Genomic DNA, 23,777 nt, shown 5'->3' with positions numbered 1-23,777 from the left:
GGTTTTTTCATGATTGGCCGGCCTTGCGCGGCGTGCTGCCCGGCCCGACGCGGGTCTGCAGGAAGTCGAGCAGGGCGCGCAGCGCGGCGCTGTTGTGGCGGCGCTGCAGGTAGGCGGCCGACAGCCACATGTCCTTGCGCGCGTATTCCGGCAACACGGGCACGAGCTCGCCGTGGTCGAGGTGCGACTGCACCAGGATCGAGGGCAGGTAGATCACGCCGAAGCCGTGCATGGCCACGCGGATCAGCGGCGCGCCCTCGGTGCAGTCCATGCGGCTCTTCACGGGCACGTCGAGCGGCGTGCCGTTGTCGTCGAAGCGCCAGACCGGCTGCTGGCCCAGCAGCGAGAAGGTCAGCGCCTCGTGGGTGGCGAGGTCGCGCGGATGCTCGGGCTTGCCATGCTTCTTCCAGTAGACCGGCGAGGCGCAGACCACCATGTTCATGAGGCGCAGCTTGCGCACGATGAGGTTGGCGTCTTCCACCGGGCCGCTGCGCAGTTCGACGTCGATGCCTTCCTCGGCCAGGTCGACGGTGCGATTGGTCAGCTGCAGGCTGATCGTCACGTCGGGGTAGTAGCGCATGAAGTCGGCCAGCAGGTTCGGGAACTCGCCGCTGCCCATGCCGTGCGGGGCCGAGATGCGCAGCCGTCCGCTGGGCTGGCTGGCGCGGTCCTGCAGCTCCGACTGGGTGAGTTCGACCATCTCGAGCATGGGTGTGCTGCGGTCCAGCAGCAGCTGGCCGGCGTCGGTGAGGCTCACCGAGCGCGTCGAACGGTTGAGAAGGCGCACGCCGAAGCGGGTTTCCAGCTCGGCCACATACTTGCTGACGGTGGCCTTCGACATGTCGAGCCTCTTGGCTGCCTGGGAAAAACTGCCGTGCGAGGCGACTTCCCGGAAGGTTCTGATCAGATCGAGACTGTCCATGAGAGTGGGCCCATTGTTTCCGTTTTGGGAACGCGATGGTTCGATTCTCTCGGGTTTTTCCTAACCTGTTCAGGCGACACTTCGGTTACACGCCGACGTCGCCAGCCAGGCTGGGTCGTTGGAAGGAACACACATGAAGATCCCGAACCTCGTCGCCGCTGCTTTCTTGTCGCTGCTTGCCGCCTCCGCCGCGCAGGCGCAGGGCTTCGAGCCGGTTCAGCCGATGCAGGCTCAGTCGATCACCCGCCCCGCCGACGTGGCCGCCGGTGCCGCTGCGGCGGCACGCGGGGGCAACGTGTACGGGGACGTCGTGGCGGCACCGATCGTTTCGCGGCCGAGCCAGCGCGATCGGGCGGCGATCCACGCCGAAGCTGTCGCGGCGGCGCATGCCCCGAACCAGAACCTCGATCGGCGCGCCTTCGTCAACAGCGAAGTGCCGCCCCAGTTCGAGTCTCAACGCCGCTGAGCCGGAAAGCCGGCGTTCACATCCATGAAAAGCCGGGTGGTGCGAACCGCCCGGCTTTTTGCTTTGCATGCCCGGATGTCAGCATTGTTTCAATAGAGGAAACACCGTGTCTCTGAACCGAGCGTTTTGGCAACGCCTTTCGCCCGGAAACTCGCCGCACAGGCAAGCGAACCAGCAAGCCTGGTGGACGAACCATCCGACGAACACACTAGGAGAACTGACAATGAAGACCTCGCAAATCTTTGCCGCTGCCGCCCTGACCCTGCTGGCCGCCACCGCTGCCCAAGCTGAAACGTACCAAGGCGTGAACACCGCCGTCTCGACCAAGAGCCGCGACGAAGTGAACGCCGAAGCCGTGCGCACCGCGTCGGCCCCGAACCAGAACGTGACCCGCGGTTCGCGCGGTCCGGAAACCGTGGCCGTGTCGAAGGACCGCGCCCTGGTCGAAGCCGAAGCCGTCCGTACCGCCTACGCTCCCAACCAGAACGTGACCGCCGGTTCGCGCGTGAACAGCAAGGTGATCTCGAACATGCAACACCCGATGGACGTGAACGTCCAGGCCCAGCAAGGCTCGGGCGCCGTTGCCAAGTAATTGAAGTGCCCTTCGGGGCGCCGAAATCGAAAAAGGGCTCCGCGAAAGCGGGGCCCTTTTTCTTTGGCGCGGCGAACTGAAGACGCCTCAGCGCGTGCGCGCCAGGTAGCGCTTGCGCCAGAAGATCAGCACGAGCAGCACCGCGATGACCAGCATCGAGGTCATCGCGATCCAGAAACCGTCAGCCTTGTGCACCAGCGGGATGAACTCGAAATTCATGCCGAAGATGCCTGCGATGAGGTTGAGCGGCAGGAACACGGCGGTGAGCACCGTGAGCACCCGCATGATGTCGTTGGCCCGGTGACCCTGCACGCTGAAATGCATCTGCACGGCCGTCTCGGCGTTCTGCTCGAGCCGGTGCACATGGTGCACCACGCGCTCGATGTGCTCGAGCACGTCGCGGCTGCGGATCATGATGAGTTCACGCTCGCGGCGCTCGGCCTCGCCCTGCGGCACCGGCAGAGTCTCCAGCGAATCGATCCAGTCCTGCATGGCGGCTCGCTGGTCCTCGCAGATCTCGTCGAGGTGGTGCAGCGACTGGCGTGCCTCCATCAGCGCCCCCCAGTTGGTGAAGCGGCTGCGCGGGTCGATCAGCTCTGTCTGCCAATGGTCGAGCTGCTTGGTGAGCTCCCTTCGCAGGTCGAGGTAGCCGTCGACGATCTGATTGATCACCCGAAGCATCAGGTCGGACGGGCTGGCCGGCACGCGGGCCGAGGTGGCGCGCACGTCCAGCGCCGGCGCGCCACGGTCGTCGGGCGAGCCGGCCGCCAGCAGCCGCGTGGCGAAGGCGTCGCGCACCGCGCCGTCTTCCGGATGCACCGACAGCAGCACGCGGTCGAACACGGCGAAGCCGACGGGGCGGGTGTCGACCCGGCGCAGCACGGGCGGTCCGGTGCGGGGCGTGGGAGGCGCCGCCGGGGGCGTCTCGTTTCCGTTGCCCTTGCCATTGCCCAGGTTGCCCTGTCCGTTGGCAAGGCGCCGGAACACCAGCACGTCGTATTGCGAGGTGTAGTCGTAATGGGACGGCAACTGGTCGTTCAGCAGGTCGGCCACATGCAGGTCGACCAGTTGGGTGAGGCACAGCGTCTGCAGGATCTGCTGCACCTCGGCCAGCGAGGCCCTGAACTCATCGCGCGTGAGCGAGATCCACAGGTAGCCGCCGGCACCGCAGGCGCCTGGCACCGCCAGCGGTGCCAGGGCGGTGTGCTCACTGACCTGGGCGCGGCTGATTTCGAAGATGCGCATGCCGGGTTCGTGCGCCGTCAGCTTTTCAGCAGGCGCGCGGCGTCCAGCGCGAAATACGTGAGCACGCCGTCGGCGCCGGCACGCTTGAAGGCGAGCAGGCTTTCGAGCACCACGGCGTCATGGTCGAGCCAGCCGTTCTGCGCGGCCGCCTTGAGCATGGCGTACTCGCCGCTCACCTGATAGGCGAAGGTGGGCACGCGGAACTCTTCCTTCACACGGCGCACGATGTCCAGATAAGGCAGGCCGGGCTTCACCATGACCATGTCGGCGCCTTCGGCAATGTCGATGGCCACTTCGCGCAGCGCCTCGTCGCTGTTGCCGGGGTCCATCTGGTAGACCTTCTTGTTGCTCTTGCCGAGGGTGGCGGCCGAGCCGACGGCGTCGCGGAAGGGCCCGTAGAAGGCGCTGGCGTACTTGGCGCTGTAGGCCATGATCCGCGTGTGGATGTCGCCGCGGGCCTCGAGCGCGTTGCGGATGGCGCCGATGCGCCCGTCCATCATGTCGCTGGGGGCCACGATGTCCACGCCGGCTTGCGACTGGGTGAGCGCCTGCTTCACCAGCACTTCGACGGTGGCGTCGTTGAGGATGTAGCCGGTGTCGTCGAGCAGGCCGTCCTGGCCGTGGCTGGTGTAGGGGTCGAGCGCCACGTCGGTCATCACGCCCAGTTCCGGGAAGCGCGCCTTCAATGCGGCCACCACCCGTGGAATGAGGCCGTCGGGATTGAAGGCCTCGGCGCCGTCGGGCGTTTTCAGACTGGCATCGATCACGGGGAACAGCGCCATCACGGGGATGCCGGCTTCCACGCACTGCTCGGCAACGGGCAGCAGCAGGTCGAGGCTCAGGCGCTCGACGCCGGGCATCGAGGGGACGGCATCACGGCGTTTCTCGCCTTCCTGCACGAACACCGGGTAGATCAGGTCGTGGGCAGTGAGCGCATGCTCTCGGACCAGGTTTCGGGTGAAAGCGTCGCGGCGCAGCCGTCGCGGCCGCCCGGCGGGGAACATGGCCAGGGGGGAATTGGTTGACGTCATATGCCCAAAATTGTGCCTTAAGCACCCTTTAGGAGTACGCCGAGTCATGTGTCCGGTTGTCTGACAACCACGGAAAATCGTAGAACCAAGGTTCTCAATTTTTCGCTTCAAATGTCAAAGAAAGTGGCTCAGTCGCTTGAAACCTTGTTTCGTCTTTGTTAAATTCTGAGCGGGCGGCTTGCCGCTCCCCGCTTTTCCTCCCTGAGCGGGTGCCTTGATGTGTGACAGCAAAAGGGCTTCCCAGCCCGACGTGAAGACGTCGGGCTTTTTTTTTCTCGTCGCCTTCGCAAGGCGCGGCGAACAGGGCGATGGCGGGATGTGCGCCACTAAACTGCCCCGCATGCTCTGGGTCAAATCTCTTCACATCGTCTTCATCGCCAGCTGGTTCGCCGGGCTCTTCTACCTGCCCAGGATCTTCGTCAACCTCGCGATGGTTCCGCCCGAATCGGTGGCCGAGCGCGAAAGGCTGCTGCTGATGGCGCGCAAGCTCCTGCGATTCGCCACGATGCTGGCGGTTCCCGCGATCGTCTTCGGCGCCTGGCTCTGGATGGGCTACGGCATCGGCCGCGGCCCGGGCAACGGATGGATGCATGCCAAGCTGGCGCTGGTGGTGGTGGTCATCGGTTATCACCACGGCTGCGGCGTGCTGCTTCGCCGGTTCGCGGCCGGCCAGAACCGGCGCAGCGACCGCTGGTACCGCTGGTTCAACGAGCTGCCCGTGCTGCTGCTGCTGGCCATCGTGATCCTGGTCGTCGTGAAGCCGTTCTGAGCGCGGTGACTACAGTGGACAAGGTCGAGAGGCCGCACAAGTCCGCCGCGCTTCCCCTGGCGCTCGCATACGCGGCGCTGATCGTCTATGCCAGCCTGTACCCCTTCGCCGACTGGCGCGACCAGGGCATCGCCCCCTGGGCCTACCTGTCGGCGCCCTGGCCCAAGTACTGGACCGGTTTCGACTTCGCGGTCAACGTGGTGGGCTACGTTCCCTTCGGATTTCTCTGCGCGCTGGCTGTGCTGCGCACGCGCCCCGGCGCCGGGGTGTGGCGCGCAGTGCTGCGCGCCACCGCGTCGGGGGCGGCCATCGCGTTCGCCATGGAGACGCTGCAGAGTTACCTGCCGGTGCGCATTCCGTCCAGCGTGGACCTGGGGCTGAACACCGCAGGTGCGATCGTGGGTGCGGTCCTGGCGGCGGGGCTCGAACGGATGGGCGCGGTCGCGCACTGGAGTCGCGCGCGCTCGCACTGGTTCGTCGAGGATGCGCGCGGCGGCCTGGCGCTGCTCGCGCTCTGGCCGTTCGCGCTGCTGTTTCCGGCGGCCGTCACCTTCGGTCTGGGCCAGGTGTTCGAGCGCCTCGAGACGGCGATCTCCGAGTGGCTGCTCGATACGCCCTTCATCGACTGGCTGCCCTTGCGGCAGTTCGAACTCGAGCCGCTGGTGCCGGCGGTCGAACTGCTGTGCGTGATGCTGGGCGCGCTGGTGCCGTGTTTGCTCGGCTACCTGGTGGCGCGTTCGGTCGTGCAGCGCGCGGTGCTGTTGCCCCTGACCCTGCTCGCCGGCGTTGCGGCGTCGGCACTGTCGGCGGCGCTGAGCTATGGCCCCGACCACGCATGGGCATGGCTCGACCTGCCGGTGCAGGTCGGCATGGCCGCGGCGCTGTTCGCCGGCGTGCTCCTGCTGTTCGCGCCGCGCCGCCTCTGCGGGGCGCTGCTGCTCGTCGGGCTCGTGTTGCAGTTGAGCCTGCTCAACCAGGCGCCCGAGAGTGCGTACTTTGCCCAAACGCTGGCGACGTGGGAGCAGGGTCGATTCATCCGTTTCCATGGGCTGGCCCAGTGGCTCGGCTGGATCTGGCCGTTCGCGGTGATGGCGTATGTGGTGGCGGCGCTGTCGCGCCGCAGCGGTGGCAAGGAAAAAGCCGTCGCCTAGCGGGCCGCTGCAGGCGGCGCTGAAGGGGACCGGTCACTAAAATCGCCCGATGTCCAGCCCCACCCTTGCCGCACCGACCGGCTACTACGCCCGCCATATCTTCTTCTGCCTCAATGAGCGCAAGAACGGCGAAGACTCCTGCGCCCTGCACAACGCCCAGGAGGGCTTCGACCGCTGCAAGGCCAAGGTCAAGGAGCAAGGGCTTTCCGGCCCCGGCAAGGTTCGCGTCAACAAGGCCGGCTGTCTCGACCGCTGCGCAGGCGGGCCGGTGGCCGTGGTGTATCCCGAGGCCGTCTGGTACACCTTCGTCGACAGCGAGGACATCGACGAGATCGTCGAGTCGCACCTGAAGAACGGCCAGGTTGTCGAGCGGCTGCTGCTCCCGCCTAACGTCGGGCGCTGAACTTTTTCGCAGCCCTCCTGCTCGTACCGTCCGAACGCCGTGTCCATGAATTCCCAAACCGAAAAGTTGAGCCTCCAGGGCGCCGCCGGCGCGATCGAGGTGCAGCGCGACCAGCCCGCTGACGCCGCCCGCGGCATCGCGGTGATCGCCCATCCGCATCCGCTCTTCGGCGGCACCATGGACAACAAGGTCGTGCAGACCCTGGCGCGCGCCTTCGTCGCATGCGGCTGGGCCACGGTGCGCTTCAACTTCCGCGGCGTGGGCGCCAGCGATGGCGTGCACGACGAAGGGCGCGGTGAACTGGAAGACATGCTGAACGTGATCGGCCAGCTCGCGCCCGAAGGGCCGATCGCGATCGCCGGCTTCTCGTTCGGCGCGTTCGTCGCGAGCGGCGCGGTCGAAAGGCTTTGGGCCGGGCGCGACGTCCGGCAGGTCGTGCTGGTCGGCACGGCCGCCGCACGCAACGTGGTGGCGCCGCTGCCGGCCGAGGCGCACGAGCGGGCGCTCGTGGTCCACGGCGAAGCGGACGACACCGTTGCGCTGTCTGCCGTGATGGACTGGGCTCGGCCGCAGTCACTTCCTGTCACAGTCGTCCCTGGGGGCGGCCATTTCTTTCACGGACAATTGCCGCTCCTCAAAAGTCTCGTTGTCCGCCATCTGCGCGCGGGCATTGCCTGAACGCCTCGCAGGCCTGTTTTCGTCTCTTTCCACACTCTCCATGAATCGTTTTCTAGGCGCGCTCCGCGCGCTGGTCCTTACCGCCGCCGCATCCGTCAGCCTCATCGCCGCCGCCCAGGTGCCGGCGCCGCCCGAGATCGCAGCGCGCAGCTACCTGCTGCTGGACGTGACCGCGAACCAGATCCTGGCGCAGAAGGACATCGACAGCCCGGTGGAGCCGGCCTCGCTGACCAAGCTGATGTCGGCGTACGTGGTGTTCGACGCGCTGCGGGCCAAGAAGATCACGCTGACGCAGACCATGCCGGTCAGCCCGCGCGCCTGGAAGATGCCCGGCTCGCGCATGTTCATCGACCCCAAGATGCAGGTGCCGGTGGAAGACCTGATCAAGGGCCTGATCGTGCAGTCGGGCAATGACGCCACGGTGGCGCTGGCCGAAGGCGTCGGCGGCACGGTGGAGCACTTCGTCGAGATGATGAACGCCCAGGCCAAGGCGCTGGGAATGAAGAACACCAGCTACAAGAACCCCGAAGGCCTGACGGCGCCTGGCCACACGACCACAGCCCGCGACCTGAGCATCCTGGCCACGCGCCTGGTGCGCGACTTTCCGGAAGAAGCCAAGTACTACGCCATCAAGAAGTACCGCTACCCGGGCACCCCGTCGACGAACGACACCAACCGCAACCTGCTGCTGTTCCGCGACCCGACCGTCGACGGCCTGAAGACCGGGCACACCGAGGCCGCAGGCTACTGCATGATCGCCACGGCCAAGCGCGACTTTCCCAACCTGACGGGCGGACGCCGCCTGCTGACCATCGTGCTCGGCACCACCGGCGAGACGGTGCGCGCCAACGAGTCGCAGAAGCTGCTGAACTGGGGCTACACCGCCTACGACGCTGTCCGCCTGTTCGACGGCGGCCAGCCGGCCGCTACCCCGGCCGTGTGGAAGGGCAAGTCCAACACGCTGAAGCTGGGCCGCCCCGAGCCCATCGTGGTCGCCGTGCCGGCTGGCACCGCCAGCAAGATCAAGACCCAGGTGGCGCGCCCCGACCCCCTGGTGGCGCCGTTCACCAAGTACCAGCCGGTGGGCTCGCTCAAGGTCACGCTGGACGACCAGCCCGTGGCAGACGTGCCGCTGGTGGCCCTCGAGCCGGTCGAGCAGGCCGGCGTCTTCGGCCGCGCCTGGGACGCCGTTCGCCTCTGGATCAAGTAAGCCGCGCGGTGGCGGGCAGCAGAGGGTGCGGGTGGCCGCCCCGGTTGCCCTTGCTGTTTCGGGCTCGTTTGCTATACTCGTGGGCTTTTCGGAAATTTCCGAAGGGTTTCACGTTTTCGTCATCTCCCGGTTTTTCCTGCGTCACGACAGGATCGGCTCATAGCCAAAAGGCCAGAACCGGGGCGTTTTGGGACTATTTAATTCATGCCAACCATCAATCAACTGGTGCGTCAGGGTCGAACGGTCGAAAAGATCAATTCGAAGAGCCCTGCCATGCAGAACTCGCCGCAACGTCGCGGTGTCTGCACCCGCGTCTACACCACGACGCCCAAGAAGCCCAACTCGGCGCTTCGTAAAGTTGCCAAGGTCCGTCTGACCAATGGCTTCGAAGTCATCTCCTACATCGGCGGCGAAGGCCACAACCTGCAGGAACACAGCGTGGTGCTGGTTCGTGGCGGTCGTGTCAAGGACTTGCCTGGTGTGCGTTACCACATCGTGCGCGGTTCGCTCGACCTGCAAGGCGTGAAAGACCGCAAGCAGTCGCGCTCCAAGTACGGCGCGAAGCGTCCCAAGAAGGCCTGAGCCTTCCTGTCATCGAAATACAAACGGTGTTCGATAGCCTTGGCGGGCTTGTCGAACGAAGTGACCCACTGTCGGGTCGAGTAAGTGAGAGTCCTGACTGGCTCTCGCGGTATCGGAAACGATGCCAACTGAAGCAAAGAGGTTAGAAAAATGCCACGTCGTCGCGAAGTCCCCAAACGTGAAATCCTGCCGGATCCCAAGTACGGCAATGTCGAGCTGTCGAAGTTCATGAACGTGATCATGGAAGGCGGCAAGAAGGCTGTTGCCGAGCGCATCATCTACGGTGCTCTCGACTTCATCGAAAAGAAGAACCCGGACAAGGACCCTCTCGAGGCATTCACCGTTGCCATCAACAACGTGAAGCCGATGGTCGAAGTGAAGTCGCGCCGCGTGGGCGGTGCGAACTACCAGGTGCCGGTCGAAGTGCGCCCCGTGCGCCGTCTGGCGCTGTCGATGCGCTGGATCAAGGAAGCTGCCCGCAAGCGCGGTGAGAAGTCGATGGCCCTGCGTCTGGCCAACGAGCTGATGGAAGCCACGGAAGGCCGTGGCGGTGCCATGAAGAAGCGCGACGAAGTGCACCGCATGGCAGAAGCCAATCGCGCTTTCAGCCACTTCCGCTTCTAAAAATCAAACTTCGCTTGGGCGTTGGGTGTCGGGTGTCGGGCGTTTTGCCCGTGCTCGGGGCCCAGCGCTCAACGCATTTCAACCCGAAAGTAAATCATGTCCCGCAAGACCCCCATCGAGCGCTACCGCAACATCGGCATCTCCGCGCACATCGACGCTGGCAAGACCACGACGACCGAACGTATCCTGTTCTACACCGGTGTGAACCACAAGATCGGTGAAGTGCACGACGGTGCCGCCACGATGGACTGGATGGAGCAAGAGCAAGAGCGCGGCATCACGATCACGTCCGCCGCCACGACCTGCTTCTGGAAGGGCATGGCCCAGAATTTCCCCGAGCACCGCATCAACATCATCGACACCCCCGGCCACGTGGACTTCACCATCGAGGTGGAGCGTTCCATGCGCGTGCTGGACGGCGCCGTGATGGTCTATGACGCCGTCGGCGGTGTGCAGCCCCAGTCGGAAACCGTCTGGCGCCAGGCCAACAAGTACAAGGTGCCGCGCCTTGCGTTCGTCAACAAGATGGACCGCACCGGTGCGAACTTCCTGCGCGTTCGCCAGATGATGATCGACCGCCTGAAGGCCAACCCCGTCGTGATCCAGATCCCGATCGGCGCCGAGGACAAGTTCCAGGGCATCGTCGACCTCGTGAAGATGAAGGCGATCATCTGGGACGAAGACAAGGGCGTGACCTTCACCTACGGTGAGATCCCGGCCGACCTGGTCGACGTCTGCAACGAATACCACGAGAAGCTGGTCGAGGCCGCCGCCGAATCGAGCGAAGACCTCATGAACAAATACCTCGAAGGCGAGAAGCTCTCCGAAGAGGAAATCAAGAAGGCCATTCGCCAGCGCACCATCGCCGGCGAGATCCAGCCGATGCTGTGTGGCTCGGCCTTCAAGAACAAGGGCGTGCAGGCCATGCTCGACGCCGTGATCGAGTACATGCCCGCTCCGACCGACATTCCCCCGGTCGCAGGCACCGACGAAAACGAAGCACCGGTGGTGCGCCAGGCCGACGACGAGGAGAAATTCTCGGCGCTGGCATTCAAGCTGATGACCGACCCGTTCGTGGGTCAGCTGACCTTCGTGCGCGTCTACTCGGGCGTGCTCTCCAAGGGCGACAGCGTCTACAACCCGGTGCGCGGCAAGAAGGAACGCATCGGCCGTATCGTGCAGATGCACGCCAACAACCGCGAAGAAGTCAGCGAAATCCGCGCCGGCGACATCGCCGCCTGCGTCGGCCTGAAGGAAGTGACCACGGGCGAAACCCTGTGCGATCCGGATTCCGTCGTGACGCTGGAGCGCATGGTGTTCCCCGAGTCGGTGATCTCGCAGGCCGTCGAGCCCAAGACCAAGGCCGACCAGGAAAAGATGGGCATCGCCCTGCAGCGTCTCGCGCAGGAAGACCCCTCGTTCCGCGTCAAGACCGACGAGGAATCGGGCCAGACCATCATTTCGGGCATGGGCGAGCTCCACCTCGAAATCATCGTGGACCGCATGAAGCGCGAATTCGGCGTGGAAGCCAACGTGGGCAAGCCGCAGGTGGCCTACCGCGAAACGATCCGCAAGACCGTCGAAGATGCCGAAGGCAAGTTCGTTCGCCAGTCGGGCGGCAAGGGCCAGTATGGTCACGTCATCCTGAAGATCGAACCCCAGGAAGCCGGCAAGGGCTTCGAGTTCGTCGACGCCATCAAGGGCGGTGTGGTTCCTCGCGAATACATCCCTGCGGTGGAAAAGGGTGTCGTGGAAGCGCTGACGCAAGGCGTGCTGGCGGGTTACCCCGTTGTGGACGTCAAGGTCACGCTGCACTTCGGTTCGTACCACGACGTGGACTCGAACGAAATGGCGTTCAAGATGGCCGCGATCTTCGGCTTCAAGGAAGGTGCCCGCAAGGCCAACCCCGTGATCCTCGAGCCGATGATGGCCGTGGAAGTCGAGACGCCTGAGGACTACGCCGGCAACGTGATGGGCGACCTGTCCTCCCGTCGCGGCATGGTGCAGGGTATGGACGACATGGTCGGTGGCGGCAAGGCGATCAAGGCCGAAGTGCCGCTGTCGGAAATGTTCGGCTACTCGACCACGCTGCGCTCGATGTCGCAAGGCCGCGCCACGTACACGATGGAGTTCAAGCACTACGCCGAAGCTCCGCGCAACGTTGCCGAAGCCATTGTGGCTGCCCGCGCTAAGTAATGTCTTTGCGGGACGGACCAAGATTTGCGCAGCAAATCTGCTCTGTTCCCAACTGATTGAGAAGAATGTCGGGCCGCGCAGTGCGCGGCCCCTCTTGTCTGCGATCCGGTGCCGCCCTGTTCCCGTGCGGGGCGAACCAGCAATCGGATGCAGACATAAAACCACTGCACGGGACTGCTCTTTCAAGGATTGAAAAATGGCAAAAGGTAAATTCACCCGCACCAAGCCGCACGTGAACGTGGGCACGATCGGTCACGTCGACCACGGCAAGACCACGCTGACGGCTGCGATCGCCACGGTGCTGTCGGCGAAGTTCGGCGGCGAAGCCAAGGCTTACGACCAGATCGACGCTGCGCCTGAAGAAAAGGCCCGCGGCATCACGATCAACACCGCGCACGTCGAGTACGAAACGGCCAACCGCCACTACGCACACGTCGACTGCCCCGGCCACGCCGACTACGTGAAGAACATGATCACGGGTGCCGCCCAGATGGACGGCGCGATCCTGGTGTGCTCGGCCGCCGACGGCCCGATGCCCCAGACCCGTGAGCACATCCTGCTGGCTCGCCAGGTGGGTGTGGGCTACATCATCGTGTTCCTGAACAAGTGCGACATGGTCGACGACAAGGAACTGCTCGAGCTGGTCGAAATGGAAGTCCGCGAACTCCTCGACAAGTACGAATTCCCCGGCGACGACACGCCCATCATCCACGGCTCGGCCAAGCTCGCCCTTGAAGGCGACAAGGGCGACCTGGGCGAAGGCGCAATCATGAAGCTGGCCGAAGCGCTGGACACGTACATCCCGACGCCCGAGCGCGCCGTGGACGGCACGTTCCTGATGCCCGTGGAAGACGTGTTCTCGATCTCGGGTCGCGGCACGGTGGTGACCGGCGCCGTTGAGCGCGGCGTGATCAAGGTCGGTGAAGAAATCGAAATCGTGGGCATCCGCCCGACGGTCAAGACCACCTGCACCGGCGTGGAAATGTTCCGCAAGCTGCTGGACCAGGGTCAGGCTGGCGACAACGTCGGCGTGCTGCTGCGCGGCACGAAGCGCGAAGAAGTCGAACGCGGCCAAGTGTTGTGCAAGCCCGGCTCGATCAAGCCGCACGTGCACTTCACCGCCGAGGTGTATGTCCTGTCGAAGGACGAAGGCGGCCGTCACACGCCGTTCTTCAACAACTACCGTCCGCAGTTCTACTTCCGCACGACGGACGTGACCGGCGCGATCGAGCTGCCCAAGGACAAGGAAATGGTCATGCCTGGCGACAACGTCAGCATCACCGTGAAGCTGATCAACCCGATTGCGATGGAAGAAGGCCTGCGCTTCGCCATCCGTGAAGGCGGCCGCACCGTGGGTTCGGGCGTCGTGGCAAAGATCCTCGACATCTGAGTCGGAGCAAAGGAATCACCATGGCAACCAAGCAAAAGATCCGCATCCGCCTGAAGGCATTCGACTACAAGCTGATCGACCAGTCGGCCGCTGAAATCGTGGACACCGCGAAGCGCACCGGCGCGATCGTCAAGGGCCCCGTGCCCCTGCCGACCCGCATGAAGCGTTTCGACATCCTGCGTTCGCCGCACGTCAACAAGACGTCGCGCGACCAGCTGGAAATCCGCACGCACCAGCGCCTGATGGACATCGTCGACCCGACCGACAAGACCGTGGACGCGCTGATGAAGCTCGACCTGCCGGCTGGCGTGGACGTCGAGATCAAGCTGCAGTAATCCATTCGATTTCACATCGAACCGGCTGATGAAGCCCGCCTGCAGAAATGCAGGCGGGCTTTGTTTTTTTCCGCGCAGCTGTGGCATCCTCCCGCACCGGTATCCCTTCGGGAATAGTCGACAGAGCATGAAACGAGGGCAGTACAAACCATGAGACAGAAGTTCTCTTTTGGGGCGGGACTGATGGCATGCATCGCTTCGGCGGCGCTGTTGACTGCCTGTGGCGGTGGTGGTGGTGGTGGTGGTGGTGGTGGCGGTGTTCCCCTGCTGCCGTTGCCGGCTCCCTCGACCGCCTCGGTTGCCTTGAGCGGCACCGCCACCTACGAGTCGGTCCCCAACATCAGCGGTGCCCTGGCGTATGGCAGCACCTCGGTCAAGCCGGTGCGTGGCGCCTACGTCGAGGTACTCGATGCCAGCGGCAACCAACTGGTCGCGACCTCGACGGACGACAACGGCGCCTACGCCGTGAGCGTTCCCGGCAGCACCATCGTCGTCGTTCGCGTGCGTGCGCAACTGACCCGTCCGGGACCGGGCGCGACCTGGGACGTCAGCGTGCGCGACAACACCCGCTCCAGTGCGATCTATTCCATGCAGTCGTCCGCGTTCTCGACCGCAACCACCGCTCTCACGCGCGACATGCGTGCCGGCAGCGGCTGGGGCGGGTCGGGCTACACCGGCGAGCGCGTGTCCGGCCCGTTCGCCGTGATGGACACTGTCTACACCGCGATGCAGAAAGTCCTGTCGGTGGCGCCTGCGACGGCATTTCCGGCGCTGAAGGTGTTCTGGAGCGTGAACAACACGAACGCCGCCGGCAGCGTGGCGCTGGGGCAGATCGGCACGACGTTCTTCATCGACCGGAGCTCGGGCGCCGAGATCTACGTGTTGGGCAAGGAGAACGTGGACACCGATGAATTCGACGAGCCCGTGATCGCGCACGAATGGGGCCACTACTACCAGGCCTCCTTCAGCCGCGACGATTCCACCGGCGGCGCGCATGCCACGGGCGAGCGCATCGATCGCCGGCTCGCGTTCTCGGAGGGCTGGGGCAATGCCTGGTCCGGCATCGCGCTGGGACGAAGCAACTATGTCGACTCGGGCGGCCCGGGGCAGTCGCAGGGTAACAATCTCGACCTGTCGAGGGGGCCTGCGTCCAATCAGGGTTGGTTCCGCGAGACATCGATCCAGTCGATCTTCTGGAACCTGAACCAGCAGGTCGGGTTCAAGCCCATCCATGACGCCATGACGAGCGCCCTGTTCATCGGCGGTGCGCCGGTCACCTCGATCCACCCGTTCACGGCGGCATTCAATGGGGTGGCGCCGGGCAGTGCGTCGGCGTTGGCCACGCTGCTGACCAGCCAAACCATCAGTTCCGCTGGCAACGATGCCTACGGCGACCAGGAGACCAACAACGGTGGCGTGCCGCTCGCGCTGCCGATGTACAAGACGGCCGCTGTCGGTGGCGCAGTCACCCAGGCTTGCGTGACGAATTCTGCCGACCCGGCGCGCGAAGGCAACAAGCTCGGCAGCTTTGCCTACCTGAGGTTCACGGCGCTGGCCAACCGTCCGTACCAGTTCGCGATTTCCTCGCCTGCGGGCGCGAGCCCCAACTTTGCGATCTATCGCGGCGGTCTTGTGAGCAGCAACGCCAGCCCGGTCAGCCTGGCTGCCGGCGAGCATGTGCTGGTGATCAACGACCTCAACAATTCCTCGGCCAACACCTGTTTCGGCGTTGCCATCCAGCAGCAGTAGGAAGTCCGCCATGAAACTGCGATCCACTTCGACGGCATTCGCCGCGGCTTGCCTGATGCTCATGCCGCTGGGCGCCGTCGCGGACGGGGTTCCCGTCCCCCGCGCGGCCAGGCATGCGGCGCCTCCTTTGCACGCCGCGCCTCTGACGACGGCGGCGCGAAAGCCCAACGACGCTGGCGTCACCATCCAGTACGGCGTGCCGGGCGTTGCGCAGGTCGGACGCCCGGTCTCGATCAGCCTGCAGTTCGATGGCGTGACCGACCCGGCCGGCGCCACCGTGCGCCTCAGTACCGACGCCGGTCTGACGCTGGCCTCCGCCGCGTCGCTGGCATTGCCTGCAGGTCAGCGGACGAGCGCCACCGCCACGGTGACCAGCGACCGGGAAGGCCTGGCCTACCTGAACATCTTCGTGACGCAGAACGGCGCCTTGAGCGTCGTTGCGATTCCGGTGCAAACGGGGGCAGCCGTGCCGGTACTGAAGGGGGCGGGCGAAATGAAGTCCGGATCCGGGGGCGAAAAGATCATTTCTTCGCCCGCCAAAGAGCCGAAAGAGCCGAAAGAGCTTAAGTAGCGCCTAGCCCCGGCGTCGGAAGCGCACTTGCAATGCGCCCGCACCGCGGGCTATAATCGCTGGCTCTGCCCTTGCTGCGTCCGCAAGGGAGTCGTGCGGGCAGAGATTTATCAACCTTCTTCCGTAGCCGGAGAAATCTGGCAAACGCTGTTGCCAATTGAAGTGGCAGAGGCGGAAGAGGATTTCCATTTTTGGAGAAAACACAATGAGTCTGAGCAACTCCCTCGGGTTGCTGGGCCGCAAGGTGGGGATGATGCGTCTCTTCACCGATGACGGGGACGCAGTTCCTGTCACGGTGGTGGATGTGTCCAACAACCGTGTGACCCAGATCAAGTCCCAAGAGACCGATGGCTACGTCGCCCTGCAGGTGACGTTCGGTTCGCGCAAAGCATCGCGTGTGACCAAGCCCGAAGCCGGCCACCTTGCCAAGGCAGGTGTCGAAGCAGGCGAAATCATCCAGGAATTCCGCGTTACCGCAGACACCGCCGGTCAGCACAAGGCTGGCGGCGTGATTGCCGTGACGAGCGTCTTCTCCGTGGGCCAGAAGGTGGACGTGCAGGGCACTTCCATCGGTAAGGGCTACGCTGGCACGATCAAGCGTCACAACATGAGCTCGCAGCGCGCGTCGCACGGTAACAGCCGTTCGCACAACGTGCCCGGCTCGATCGGTATGGCGCAAGACCCCGGTCGCGTGTTCCCCGGCAAGCGCATGACGGGTCACCTCGGTGACGTGACGCGCACGACGCAAAACCTCGACGTGTTCCGCATCGACGAAGCGCGTCAACTGCTGCTCATCAAGGGCGCGATCCCGGGCTCGAAGGGTGGCTTCGTCACCGTGCGTCCCGCCATCAAGGCCAAGCCGCAAGCGGCTCAAGGAGCGAAGTAAATGCAACTCGAACTCCTGAACGAACAAGGCCAGGCCGCGTCGAAGTACGACGCCCCCGAGACCGTGTTCGGCCGTGACTACAACGAAGACCTGGTGCACCAGATCGTCGTTGCATTTCAGGCCAACGCCCGCCAAGGCACGCGCGCCCAGAAGGACCGCGAACAGGTCAAGCACTCGACCAAGAAGCCTTTCAAGCAAAAGGGAACGGGCCGCGCCCGCGCCGGTATGACGTCCTCGCCGCTGTGGCGCGGGGGTGGTCGTATCTTCCCGAACATGCCTGACGAAAACTTCTCGCAGAAGATCAACAAGAAGATGTACCGCGCCGGCATGGCGTCCATCTTCTCGCAACTCGCTCGCGAAGGCCGTCTGGCCGTGGTCGATTCGATCAAGGTCGACTCGCCCAAGACCAAGCCGCTGGCTGCCCGTTTCAAGGCGATGAATCTCGAGTCCGTGCTCGTGATCGCCGAAGAAGTCGACGAAAACCTGTACCTTGCCTCGCGCAATCTGGTGAACGTTCTCGTGGTCGAACCCCGTTATGCCGATCCGGTGTCGCTGGTTCACTACAAGAAGGTGCTGGTCACCAAGGGTGCCGTCGACAAGCTCAAGGAGATGTTCGCATGAGCCGCGTGAACCCTACCGCCGCTGAACGTACGTTCGAAGAAGGCCGCCTGATGGCGGTGCTGGTCGCCCCGATCGTGTCCGAAAAGGCCACGATGGTCGGCGAAAAGTCGAACGCTGTCACTTTCAAGGTGCTGCAAGACGCCACCAAGCCCGAGATCAAGGCCGCCGTCGAACTGATGTTCAAGGTCGAAGTCCAGGGCGTGTCGGTGCTCAACACCAAGGGCAAGACCAAGCGCTTTGGCAAGTCCATCGGCCGCCGCGACAACGTTCGCAAGGCCTATGTGACGCTGAAGGCCGGTCAAGAGCTCAACCTCGTCGGGGAAGGCGCTTAATCATGGCCGTCATCAAGATGAAACCCACTTCGCCGGGCCAACGCGGCGCGGTGAAGATCTCGCGTGACCACCTGTACAAGGGTGCTCCTCACGCTCCCCTGCTGGAACCCCAGTTCCAGAAGGCTGGCCGCAACAACAACGGCCACATCACGATCCGTCATCGTGGCGGCGGTGCCAAGCACCACTACCGCGTTGTCGACTTCGTGCGCAACAAGGACGGCATCCCGGCCAAGGTCGAACGCATCGAATACGACCCGAACCGCACCGCCCACATCGCTCTGGTCTGCTACGCCGACGGCGAGCGCCGCTACATCATCGCCCCGCGCGGTCTTGAAGCCGGTGCAACGCTGCTGTCGGGCGCCGAAGCCCCGATCCGCGCCGGCAACACCCTGCCGATCCGCAACATCCCGGTCGGCTCGACGATCCACTGCATCGAACTGCAACCCGGCAAGGGCGCGCAGATCGCCCGCTCGGCCGGTACCTCGGCCACGCTGCTGGCCCGTGAAGGCGTCTACGCCCAGGTTCGCATGCGCTCGGGCGAAGTCCGCCGCATTCACATCGAATGCCGCGCGACCATCGGCGAAGTGGCCAACGAAGAACACAGCCTGCGCCAGCTCGGCAAGGCCGGTGTGAAGCGCTGGATGGGTATCCGCCCGACCGTTCGCGGCGTGGTGATGAACCCGGTCGACCACCCGCACGGTGGTGGCGAAGGCAAGACTGGCGAAGGCCGCCATCCTGTCGACCCATGGGGCAACCTGACCAAGGGCTATCGCACCCGTAACAACAAGCGCACGCAGGTCTTCATCGTGTCGCGTCGCAAGAAGTAAGGGATAGCCAATGACTCGCTCTCTCAAAAAGGGTCCGTTCGTCGATCACCACCTCGTGGCCAAGGCCGACAAGGCCGTGACGACCAAGGACAAGAAGCCGATCAAGACCTGGTCGCGTCGCTCGATGGTCCTGCCCGAGTTCATCGGCCTGACGATCGCTGTGCACAACGGCAAGCAACACGTGCCCGTGTACATCACCGACCAGATGGTCGGCCACAAGCTCGGCGAATTTGCGCTCACGCGCACGTTCAAGGGGCACCCCGCGGACAAGAAAGTCCAGAAGAAGTAAGGAACGACCATGTCTGAAACACGTGCAGTCCTCCGCGGTGTCCGCCTCTCGGTCGACAAGGGCCGTCTGGTCGCAGACCTCATCCGCGGCAAGAAGGTCGATCAAGCGCTCAACGTTCTGCAATTCACGCAGAAGAAGGCCGCTGTGATCATCAAGAAGGTGCTGGAGTCGGCCATCGCCAACGCCGAGCACAACGACGGTGCCGACATCGACGAGTTGAAGGTCAAGACCATCTACGTCGAGCAAGGTGCAACGCTCAAGCGCTTCACGGCGCGGGCCAAGGGTCGCGGCAATCGCATCAGCAAGCCCACGTGCCATGTGTACGTGACGGTTGGCAACTAAGAAGGCCTGGAAGAAATATGGGACAGAAAATCCACCCAACCGGGTTCCGCCTCGCGGTCACCCGTAACTGGTCCAGCCGCTGGTACGCAAGCGACCGCGATTTCGCGGGCATGCTGGCCGAAGACATCAAGGTTCGCGAATACCTGAAGAAGAAGCTGAAGAACGCTTCGGTGTCGCGCGTCATGATCGAACGTCCCGCCAAGAACGCACGCATCACGATCTACTCGGCACGTCCGGGCGTCGTGATCGGCAAGAAGGGCGAAGACATCGAGAACCTCAAGCGCGAACTGGGCAAGCAGCTCGGCGTGCCGGTGGCAGTGAACATCGAAGAAGTGCGCAAGCCCGAAATCGATGCGCAGCTGATCGCCGACAGCATCACGCAGCAGCTCGAAAAGCGGATCATGTTCCGCCGCGCCATGAAGCGCGCCATGCAGAACGCCATGCGTCTGGGTGCCCTGGGCATCAAGATCATGTCGGCTGGCCGCCTGAACGGCATCGAAATCGCACGTACCGAGTGGTACCGCGAAGGCCGCGTGCCGCTGCACACCCTGCGCGCCGACATCGATTACGGCACCTCGGAAGCCAAGACCACGTACGGCGTCATCGGCGTCAAGGTCTGGGTCTACAAGGGAGACACGCTGGGTCGCAACGACCTGCCGGCCGTCGAGACGCCGCGTCCTGAAGAAGAACGTCGTCCGCGTGGTCCCCGTCGCGATGGTCGCCCCGGCGACCGTCCGGGCGGTGATCGTCGCGGTCCCGGCCCCCGTGCCGGCGGCCGTGGCCCGATCGGCGGCAACGCCGCTCCGGCCGATGGCAGCGACAAGCCCGCAGAAGCAACCGGCGGTGCCGGTGCAGACTCGAAACCCGCCGTTAAGCGCGTCCGCAAAGCCGCGCCCGCTGCAGCAGCGGACGGTGCCAAGACCGAGTAATCGGTCGCTCCCGGGCGCGCAAGCGCCTGGGGCCCTCACGGAGTAACAAAACATGCTGCAACCTGCACGCAGAAAGTTCCGCAAGGAACAAAAGGGCCGTAACACCGGCATCGCGACCACGGGTAACTCGGTTGCGTTCGGTGACTTCGGTCTCAAATGCACCGACCGCGGCCGCCTCACGGCGCGCCAGATCGAAGCCGCTCGTCGCGCGATCTCGCGTCACGTGAAGCGCGGTGGCCGTATCTGGATCCGCGTGTTCCCGGACAAGCCGATCTCGACCAAGCCCGCCGAAGTGCGGATGGGTAACGGTAAGGGCAACCCCGAGTACTACGTTGCCGAAATCCAGCCCGGCAAGATCGTGTTCGAGATCGTCGGCGTGCCCGAAGAGCTCGCTCGCGAAGCGTTCCGCCTGGCCGCCGCCAAGCTTCCGCTGCGCACGACGTTCGTCGCTCGCCAGCTCGGCGCCTGAGAGGAGAACACTGATGGCAACCCGTAAGAAGAAAGAAACCGCGGCTCCGGCCAAGGTAACCAAGGCTGCAACCCTTCGCACGAAGGACGTTGCAGGCCTCGAAGCCGAAATCAAGGACCTGCAGAAGGCCCATTTCGGTCTGCGCATGCAGAAGGCCACGCAACAGCTGTCGAACACCTCGACGCTGCGCGTGACCCGCCGCGACATCGCTCGCGCCAAGACCATTCTTGCTCAGAAGCAGCAAGAAGCCCAAGCCGCCAAGTAAGGAGTGAACATGACGGAAGCTAAAAAATCCCTCAAGCGCACCTTGATCGGCAAGGTGGTCAGCGACAAGCGTGCCAAGACCGTGACCGTGCTGGTCGAGCGCCGTGTGAAGCACGAGCTCTACGGCAAGATCGTGGCCAAGACGAGTAAGTACCACGCCCACGACGAAAAGGGCGAGTACAAGCTGGGCGACACCATCGAGATCACGGAAAGCCGTCCGATCTCGAAGACCAAGAACTGGGTCGTGACCCGTCTGGTCGAGAAGGCCGTCCTGGTCTGATCAAACATTGGGCCCTCCAGGGGGCAGCCAATCCGGAAACGGCCCACAATGTGGGCCGTTTTTCTTTTTCAGGAGCATCTACATGATCAAAGTCGGCGACATCCTTCCCTCGGCCACCCTGCAGGAATATTCAGAAGTCGAGGGCGAAGGCTGCAGCATCGGCCCGAACCCTGTGGACGTGGCCAAGGCCTCGGCTGGCAAGACCATCGCGCTGTTCGCGCTGCCCGGCGCGTTCACGCCCACCTGTTCAGCCAAGCATGTCCCCGGTTACGTGCAGCACTTCGACGACTTCAAGGCCGCCGGCGTGGACGAGATCTGGTGCGTGAGCGTGAACGACGCCTTCGTCATGGGCGCCTGGGCGCGCGACCAAAAGACCGGCGCCAAGGTTCGCATGCTGGCCGACGGCAGCGCCGATTTCGCCAAGGCGACCGGCCTCACGCTCGATCTGACCGGCCGCGGCATGGGCCTGCGCAGCAACCGCTACTCGATGCTCGTGAAAGACGGCAAGGTCGCGACGCTGAACGTCGAGGCACCGGGCAAGTTCGAAGTCAGCGACGCAGACACGCTGCTGGCCCAGGCCCGCGGCTGAGTTCGGACGTTTTCGGGAGGGCCGCCGCGCACGGCCGCCACAAGCGGCCTGCCAGCCCGCGGCGGGGGTGGCCGAGCGGCACGAAGTGCGCGCAGCCCGGGTGGGCTACAGGTCCACCTTGAGGTAGTGGGCCCCGGCAACGGGGTTGTGATAGTAGGGCGGGACCTCGACGAAGCCCAGGTCTTCGTAGAGCGCCCGCGCCGATTCCATGTCGTCGAGGGTGTCCAGCAGCACGCAGCCGTAGCCCGCGCTGCGGGCGGCATCAAGGATGGCCTCGGCCAGTTGGCGGCCCAGGCCCAGCCCGCGGAAACCGCGTCGCACATACAGGCGCTTCATTTCGGCGGCATTGGCGTAGTCCGCGTTATCGAGCGGGCGCAGTGCGCAGCAACCTGCCACGTGTGCCAGCGTGCCGTCCGTGCGCCTCAGGGTCGGCGCCTGCCGGCCGGCCTCCTCGTTCACGTTCGCCGGATCGACCAGCGCCAGCAGCAGCGTGCCGCGCGGGTCCGCGTAGTCGCCCGGCAGGGTGGCGAGTTCGCCTTCGAAATCCTGGAAGTCCAGGTCGATGCCCAGCGACGCCGCGTAGTCGCGGAAGATCGCGCGCGTGGCGTCGATCTCGTGTGCTTCTTCGGGCGTGAGCAACACGACGGCCGGCATGGCCGACAAAGGCAGGGGACGCGACACCGAGAAGCTCATGTGCGCGAAAAAAGGTCGGTCATCGAGGAAAGCGCGCGGCGGCGCAATGCTGCGGAAGGCGCAGATTAGCAAAAACCGGGCTTCCGCCTGCTTCGGGTTGTTGCTATGGCCTTTTCGCCTGAAGCAAAAAAGGCGCCCTCCAGGAGCGCCTTCGTGGCTGGCAATCCAGGAAAAGATCAGGCCTCTGCCAGCAGCTTCTCGATGAGCTTGTGGAGTTCAGCGAAATCGGGCTCGCCCACGTAGCGCTTCACGATCTCGCCGCGCTTGTTCACCAGATAGGTGGTCGGGGTGAGTTTGACATCGCCCCAGGCCTGCGCCACGCTGCCGGTGTTGTCGATCGCCACCTTGAACGGCAGCTTGCGCGTCTCGGCGAAATTGACGACATAGCTCGGCGGGTCGTAGCTCATGGCCACGGCCAGCGTGTCGTAGCCCTGGGCCTTGTACTTGTCGTAGGTGGCGATCACCTTGGGCATCTCGCCCACGCAGGTCACGCAACTGGTGGCCCAGAAGTTGACCAGCGTGACCTTGCCCTTGAGGTCCGCGGTGCTCTTCTGCGTGCCGTCGAGCAGCACGAAGGTCGAGGCCGGCGCGGCAGTGGCGCCGGAGCCGAAGTACACGCCCACGCCCGCGGCCAGCGCGAGGACGACGGAGGCAACTGCGATGTATTTCTTCATGGCATCTCGGAAGAGGAGGGCGCCGCGATTTTAGTTCCGCACGCAGGATCTCGCTGGCGACGCTCCGCCGCGCCGCCAGCCCCGGTGCGGCCGGCCGATAATCGCTCCCCCATGCCATCGTCCGCCCTCCATCCCTGGCCCGCGCTGGCCGTGGCAGCCCTGGTCGCCGCCTGCAGCCCCACTTTCAACTGGCGCGAGGTGCCGGTCGCCGAATCCGGCCTGGTGGCGATGCTGCCGTGCAAGCCGGACCGCGCCGATCGCGCGCTGCCGCTGGGTGCCGAATCGGTGCGGGTCGACATGACCGGTTGCGAAGCCGGCGGCGCCACCTTCGCCATTGCCCATGCGTCCGCCAGTGGCCCTGCACAGGCGGAAGCCTGGCTCAACGCCTGGCGAGCCGCCACGCGCGCCCAACTGGGCGGCGCCGCCGCGGCCGAGTCGTCCGCGGCCGTCCAGCGCGCCACGGCCACGCCTTCGCCGTTGCGGCTCGATGCGCCCGGGGCGCCGCAGGGCGCCGCCCCTGTGCAGATCCTGCGCCTCGCCCAGTCGCACAAGGCCGACAGCGCCGCGCCCTACCAGTCCACCGACCGCGCCAAGTCTTCCTCGGACGCACCGCCGACGGCGCCCTTCGATGGCGTGCCCTAGACATGGGCGCCGGTCGCCGGCCCTGC

31 protein-coding genes are annotated in these 23,777 nt (G+C 64.7%); 26 read left to right on the top strand and 5 right to left on the bottom strand.

What is annotated here, in order from left to right:
• Positions 1–7: 7 nt before the first annotated feature.
• On the bottom strand, positions 8–922 hold the full coding sequence (locus tag AACL56_RS00155) for a LysR family transcriptional regulator (RefSeq protein ID WP_339087822.1): 915 nt from the start codon (positions 920–922) through the stop codon (positions 8–10).
• 133 nt (positions 923–1,055) lie between these two features.
• Here AACL56_RS00155 and AACL56_RS00150 point away from each other — a divergent pair, with 133 nt between their 5' ends.
• Together AACL56_RS00150 and AACL56_RS00145 are read left to right on the top strand one after the other, a co-directional pair.
• The gene (locus AACL56_RS00150) at positions 1,056–1,388 is read left to right on the top strand and encodes an alpha/beta hydrolase (RefSeq protein WP_339087821.1); all 333 of its coding nucleotides are present in this window, start codon (positions 1,056–1,058) and stop codon (positions 1,386–1,388) included.
• A gap of 223 nt (positions 1,389–1,611) precedes the next feature.
• Positions 1,612–1,980, top strand: a complete 369-nt coding sequence (locus tag AACL56_RS00145) for a DUF4148 domain-containing protein (protein ID WP_339087820.1) — start codon at positions 1,612–1,614, stop codon at positions 1,978–1,980.
• Between the two features lie 87 nt (positions 1,981–2,067).
• Here the strand turns inward: AACL56_RS00145 and AACL56_RS00140 are convergent, their stop codons facing one another.
• Entirely contained in the window at positions 2,068–3,225 is a 1,158-nt protein-coding gene (locus tag AACL56_RS00140; RefSeq protein ID WP_339087819.1) for a magnesium transporter CorA family protein, read from the bottom strand.
• A gap of 17 nt (positions 3,226–3,242) precedes the next feature.
• The gene (hemB, locus tag AACL56_RS00135) at positions 3,243–4,256 is read right to left on the bottom strand and encodes a porphobilinogen synthase (protein ID WP_339087818.1); all 1,014 of its coding nucleotides are present in this window, start codon (positions 4,254–4,256) and stop codon (positions 3,243–3,245) included.
• Positions 4,257–4,596: 340 nt separating this feature from the next.
• Here hemB and AACL56_RS00130 point away from each other — a divergent pair, with 340 nt between their 5' ends.
• The 23 genes from AACL56_RS00130 to AACL56_RS00020 all read left to right on the top strand — a co-directional run bounded on the left by AACL56_RS00130 (position 4,597) and on the right by AACL56_RS00020 (position 21,742).
• Positions 4,597–5,025: a CopD family protein gene (locus AACL56_RS00130; protein ID WP_339087817.1), complete on the top strand. Its 429-nt coding sequence runs from the start codon at positions 4,597–4,599 to the stop codon at positions 5,023–5,025.
• Positions 5,026–5,039: 14 nt separating this feature from the next.
• Complete coding sequence (locus AACL56_RS00125; RefSeq protein WP_339092772.1) at positions 5,040–6,176, top strand: VanZ family protein; 1,137 nt, start codon at positions 5,040–5,042, stop codon at positions 6,174–6,176.
• Between the two features lie 49 nt (positions 6,177–6,225).
• The gene (locus AACL56_RS00120) at positions 6,226–6,579 is read left to right on the top strand and encodes a (2Fe-2S) ferredoxin domain-containing protein (protein ID WP_339087816.1); all 354 of its coding nucleotides are present in this window, start codon (positions 6,226–6,228) and stop codon (positions 6,577–6,579) included.
• A 45-nt stretch (positions 6,580–6,624) separates the two neighbouring features.
• On the top strand, positions 6,625–7,257 hold the full coding sequence (locus tag AACL56_RS00115; RefSeq protein WP_339087815.1) for an alpha/beta hydrolase: 633 nt from the start codon (positions 6,625–6,627) through the stop codon (positions 7,255–7,257).
• Between the two features lie 40 nt (positions 7,258–7,297).
• Complete coding sequence (locus tag AACL56_RS00110; RefSeq protein ID WP_339087814.1) at positions 7,298–8,467, top strand: D-alanyl-D-alanine carboxypeptidase family protein; 1,170 nt, start codon at positions 7,298–7,300, stop codon at positions 8,465–8,467.
• Between the two features lie 204 nt (positions 8,468–8,671).
• Positions 8,672–9,049, top strand: coding sequence for a 30S ribosomal protein S12 (gene rpsL, locus AACL56_RS00105; protein WP_013543948.1), 378 nt, complete (start codon positions 8,672–8,674; stop codon positions 9,047–9,049).
• 150 nt (positions 9,050–9,199) lie between these two features.
• Positions 9,200–9,673: a 30S ribosomal protein S7 gene (gene rpsG, locus AACL56_RS00100; RefSeq protein WP_007829591.1), complete on the top strand. Its 474-nt coding sequence runs from the start codon at positions 9,200–9,202 to the stop codon at positions 9,671–9,673.
• A 96-nt stretch (positions 9,674–9,769) separates the two neighbouring features.
• Positions 9,770–11,869, top strand: a complete 2,100-nt coding sequence (fusA, locus tag AACL56_RS00095; RefSeq protein WP_339087813.1) for an elongation factor G — start codon at positions 9,770–9,772, stop codon at positions 11,867–11,869.
• 196 nt (positions 11,870–12,065) lie between these two features.
• Positions 12,066–13,259, top strand: a complete 1,194-nt coding sequence (tuf, locus tag AACL56_RS00090) for an elongation factor Tu (RefSeq protein WP_339087812.1) — start codon at positions 12,066–12,068, stop codon at positions 13,257–13,259.
• Positions 13,260–13,279: 20 nt separating this feature from the next.
• Positions 13,280–13,594 (top strand): 30S ribosomal protein S10, encoded by a 315-nt coding sequence (gene rpsJ, locus AACL56_RS00085; RefSeq protein ID WP_007838118.1) that lies wholly within the window; start codon positions 13,280–13,282, stop codon positions 13,592–13,594.
• A 183-nt stretch (positions 13,595–13,777) separates the two neighbouring features.
• Positions 13,778–15,343 carry a hypothetical protein gene (locus AACL56_RS00080; RefSeq protein ID WP_339087811.1) on the top strand — a complete coding sequence of 522 codons (1,566 nt, stop codon included), beginning with the start codon at positions 13,778–13,780 and terminating at the stop codon, positions 15,341–15,343.
• 10 nt (positions 15,344–15,353) lie between these two features.
• Positions 15,354–15,914, top strand: coding sequence for a hypothetical protein (locus AACL56_RS00075; protein WP_339087810.1), 561 nt, complete (start codon positions 15,354–15,356; stop codon positions 15,912–15,914).
• Positions 15,915–16,119: 205 nt separating this feature from the next.
• On the top strand, positions 16,120–16,800 hold the full coding sequence (gene rplC / locus AACL56_RS00070; protein ID WP_339087809.1) for a 50S ribosomal protein L3: 681 nt from the start codon (positions 16,120–16,122) through the stop codon (positions 16,798–16,800).
• A complete protein-coding gene (rplD, locus tag AACL56_RS00065) occupies positions 16,801–17,421 on the top strand; it encodes a 50S ribosomal protein L4 (protein ID WP_081266125.1) in 621 nt (206 codons plus the stop codon). It begins immediately after the preceding gene.
• Entirely contained in the window at positions 17,418–17,753 is a 336-nt protein-coding gene (gene rplW, locus AACL56_RS00060; RefSeq protein WP_093057773.1) for a 50S ribosomal protein L23, read from the top strand. The genes rplD and rplW overlap by 4 nt, the downstream gene beginning before the upstream one ends.
• A 2-nt stretch (positions 17,754–17,755) precedes the next feature.
• Positions 17,756–18,580: a 50S ribosomal protein L2 gene (gene rplB, locus AACL56_RS00055; RefSeq protein ID WP_339087808.1), complete on the top strand. Its 825-nt coding sequence runs from the start codon at positions 17,756–17,758 to the stop codon at positions 18,578–18,580.
• Positions 18,581–18,590: 10 nt separating this feature from the next.
• Positions 18,591–18,869 (top strand): 30S ribosomal protein S19, encoded by a 279-nt coding sequence (rpsS, locus tag AACL56_RS00050; RefSeq protein WP_007838132.1) that lies wholly within the window; start codon positions 18,591–18,593, stop codon positions 18,867–18,869.
• A gap of 9 nt (positions 18,870–18,878) precedes the next feature.
• Positions 18,879–19,211, top strand: a complete 333-nt coding sequence (gene rplV, locus AACL56_RS00045; protein ID WP_007838134.1) for a 50S ribosomal protein L22 — start codon at positions 18,879–18,881, stop codon at positions 19,209–19,211.
• Positions 19,212–19,228: 17 nt separating this feature from the next.
• Positions 19,229–20,140 (top strand): 30S ribosomal protein S3, encoded by a 912-nt coding sequence (gene rpsC, locus AACL56_RS00040; RefSeq protein WP_339087807.1) that lies wholly within the window; start codon positions 19,229–19,231, stop codon positions 20,138–20,140.
• 52 nt (positions 20,141–20,192) lie between these two features.
• A complete protein-coding gene (gene rplP / locus AACL56_RS00035; protein WP_007838137.1) occupies positions 20,193–20,609 on the top strand; it encodes a 50S ribosomal protein L16 in 417 nt (138 codons plus the stop codon).
• Positions 20,610–20,622: 13 nt separating this feature from the next.
• Positions 20,623–20,874: a 50S ribosomal protein L29 gene (rpmC, locus tag AACL56_RS00030; RefSeq protein WP_339087806.1), complete on the top strand. Its 252-nt coding sequence runs from the start codon at positions 20,623–20,625 to the stop codon at positions 20,872–20,874.
• A 9-nt stretch (positions 20,875–20,883) separates the two neighbouring features.
• Positions 20,884–21,153 carry a 30S ribosomal protein S17 gene (rpsQ, locus tag AACL56_RS00025; RefSeq protein WP_015867662.1) on the top strand — a complete coding sequence of 90 codons (270 nt, stop codon included), beginning with the start codon at positions 20,884–20,886 and terminating at the stop codon, positions 21,151–21,153.
• A gap of 82 nt (positions 21,154–21,235) precedes the next feature.
• Positions 21,236–21,742 carry a peroxiredoxin gene (locus AACL56_RS00020; protein WP_339087805.1) on the top strand — a complete coding sequence of 169 codons (507 nt, stop codon included), beginning with the start codon at positions 21,236–21,238 and terminating at the stop codon, positions 21,740–21,742.
• Between the two features lie 105 nt (positions 21,743–21,847).
• Here the strand turns inward: AACL56_RS00020 and AACL56_RS00015 are convergent, their stop codons facing one another.
• Both AACL56_RS00015 and AACL56_RS00010 read right to left on the bottom strand, forming a co-directional pair.
• Positions 21,848–22,435 carry a GNAT family N-acetyltransferase gene (locus AACL56_RS00015; RefSeq protein WP_339087804.1) on the bottom strand — a complete coding sequence of 196 codons (588 nt, stop codon included), beginning with the start codon at positions 22,433–22,435 and terminating at the stop codon, positions 21,848–21,850.
• A 176-nt stretch (positions 22,436–22,611) separates the two neighbouring features.
• The gene (locus AACL56_RS00010; protein WP_339087803.1) at positions 22,612–23,109 is read right to left on the bottom strand and encodes a TlpA disulfide reductase family protein; all 498 of its coding nucleotides are present in this window, start codon (positions 23,107–23,109) and stop codon (positions 22,612–22,614) included.
• A 111-nt stretch (positions 23,110–23,220) separates the two neighbouring features.
• On the opposite strand from AACL56_RS00010, the gene AACL56_RS00005 reads away from it, so the two are divergent.
• Positions 23,221–23,751 (top strand): hypothetical protein, encoded by a 531-nt coding sequence (locus tag AACL56_RS00005; RefSeq protein WP_339087802.1) that lies wholly within the window; start codon positions 23,221–23,223, stop codon positions 23,749–23,751.
• Positions 23,752–23,777: the final 26 nt, after the last annotated feature.

The organism is Variovorax paradoxus (assembly GCF_902712855.1).
Classification (GTDB): domain Bacteria; phylum Pseudomonadota; class Gammaproteobacteria; order Burkholderiales; family Burkholderiaceae_C; genus Variovorax; species Variovorax paradoxus_Q.
Note: the sequence above shows the minus strand (reverse complement) of the source record. Positions and strands in the feature narration are given on the sequence as shown.

Bases quoted from the DNA above. Each gene is read 5' to 3' on its own strand.
- rpsG (WP_007829591.1), top strand. From the start codon at position 9,200: ATGCCACGTCGTCGCGAAGTCCCCAAACGTGAAATCCTGCCGGATCCC.
- AACL56_RS00005 (WP_339087802.1), top strand. From the start codon at position 23,221: ATGCCATCGTCCGCCCTCCATCCCTGGCCCGCGCTGGCCGTGGCAGCC.
- rplD (WP_081266125.1), top strand. From the start codon at position 16,801: ATGCAACTCGAACTCCTGAACGAACAAGGCCAGGCCGCGTCGAAGTAC.
- AACL56_RS00120 (WP_339087816.1), top strand. From the start codon at position 6,226: ATGTCCAGCCCCACCCTTGCCGCACCGACCGGCTACTACGCCCGCCAT.
- rpsQ (WP_015867662.1), top strand. From the start codon at position 20,884: ATGACGGAAGCTAAAAAATCCCTCAAGCGCACCTTGATCGGCAAGGTG.
- AACL56_RS00020 (WP_339087805.1), top strand. From the start codon at position 21,236: ATGATCAAAGTCGGCGACATCCTTCCCTCGGCCACCCTGCAGGAATAT.
- AACL56_RS00155 (WP_339087822.1), bottom strand. From the start codon at position 922: ATGGACAGTCTCGATCTGATCAGAACCTTCCGGGAAGTCGCCTCGCAC.
- AACL56_RS00015 (WP_339087804.1), bottom strand. From the start codon at position 22,435: ATGAGCTTCTCGGTGTCGCGTCCCCTGCCTTTGTCGGCCATGCCGGCC.
- rpsS (WP_007838132.1), top strand. From the start codon at position 18,591: ATGACTCGCTCTCTCAAAAAGGGTCCGTTCGTCGATCACCACCTCGTG.
- AACL56_RS00010 (WP_339087803.1), bottom strand. From the start codon at position 23,109: ATGAAGAAATACATCGCAGTTGCCTCCGTCGTCCTCGCGCTGGCCGCG.
- rplC (WP_339087809.1), top strand. From the start codon at position 16,120: ATGAGTCTGAGCAACTCCCTCGGGTTGCTGGGCCGCAAGGTGGGGATG.
- tuf (WP_339087812.1), top strand. From the start codon at position 12,066: ATGGCAAAAGGTAAATTCACCCGCACCAAGCCGCACGTGAACGTGGGC.
- rpsC (WP_339087807.1), top strand. From the start codon at position 19,229: ATGGGACAGAAAATCCACCCAACCGGGTTCCGCCTCGCGGTCACCCGT.
- rplV (WP_007838134.1), top strand. From the start codon at position 18,879: ATGTCTGAAACACGTGCAGTCCTCCGCGGTGTCCGCCTCTCGGTCGAC.
- AACL56_RS00145 (WP_339087820.1), top strand. From the start codon at position 1,612: ATGAAGACCTCGCAAATCTTTGCCGCTGCCGCCCTGACCCTGCTGGCC.
- fusA (WP_339087813.1), top strand. From the start codon at position 9,770: ATGTCCCGCAAGACCCCCATCGAGCGCTACCGCAACATCGGCATCTCC.
- rpmC (WP_339087806.1), top strand. From the start codon at position 20,623: ATGGCAACCCGTAAGAAGAAAGAAACCGCGGCTCCGGCCAAGGTAACC.
- AACL56_RS00080 (WP_339087811.1), top strand. From the start codon at position 13,778: ATGGCATGCATCGCTTCGGCGGCGCTGTTGACTGCCTGTGGCGGTGGT.
- rplB (WP_339087808.1), top strand. From the start codon at position 17,756: ATGGCCGTCATCAAGATGAAACCCACTTCGCCGGGCCAACGCGGCGCG.
- AACL56_RS00130 (WP_339087817.1), top strand. From the start codon at position 4,597: ATGCTCTGGGTCAAATCTCTTCACATCGTCTTCATCGCCAGCTGGTTC.
- rplP (WP_007838137.1), top strand. From the start codon at position 20,193: ATGCTGCAACCTGCACGCAGAAAGTTCCGCAAGGAACAAAAGGGCCGT.
- AACL56_RS00115 (WP_339087815.1), top strand. From the start codon at position 6,625: ATGAATTCCCAAACCGAAAAGTTGAGCCTCCAGGGCGCCGCCGGCGCG.
- rpsL (WP_013543948.1), top strand. From the start codon at position 8,672: ATGCCAACCATCAATCAACTGGTGCGTCAGGGTCGAACGGTCGAAAAG.
- AACL56_RS00140 (WP_339087819.1), bottom strand. From the start codon at position 3,225: ATGCGCATCTTCGAAATCAGCCGCGCCCAGGTCAGTGAGCACACCGCC.
- AACL56_RS00150 (WP_339087821.1), top strand. From the start codon at position 1,056: ATGAAGATCCCGAACCTCGTCGCCGCTGCTTTCTTGTCGCTGCTTGCC.
- AACL56_RS00075 (WP_339087810.1), top strand. From the start codon at position 15,354: ATGAAACTGCGATCCACTTCGACGGCATTCGCCGCGGCTTGCCTGATG.
- rplW (WP_093057773.1), top strand. From the start codon at position 17,418: ATGAGCCGCGTGAACCCTACCGCCGCTGAACGTACGTTCGAAGAAGGC.
- AACL56_RS00110 (WP_339087814.1), top strand. From the start codon at position 7,298: ATGAATCGTTTTCTAGGCGCGCTCCGCGCGCTGGTCCTTACCGCCGCC.
- hemB (WP_339087818.1), bottom strand. From the start codon at position 4,256: ATGACGTCAACCAATTCCCCCCTGGCCATGTTCCCCGCCGGGCGGCCG.
- rpsJ (WP_007838118.1), top strand. From the start codon at position 13,280: ATGGCAACCAAGCAAAAGATCCGCATCCGCCTGAAGGCATTCGACTAC.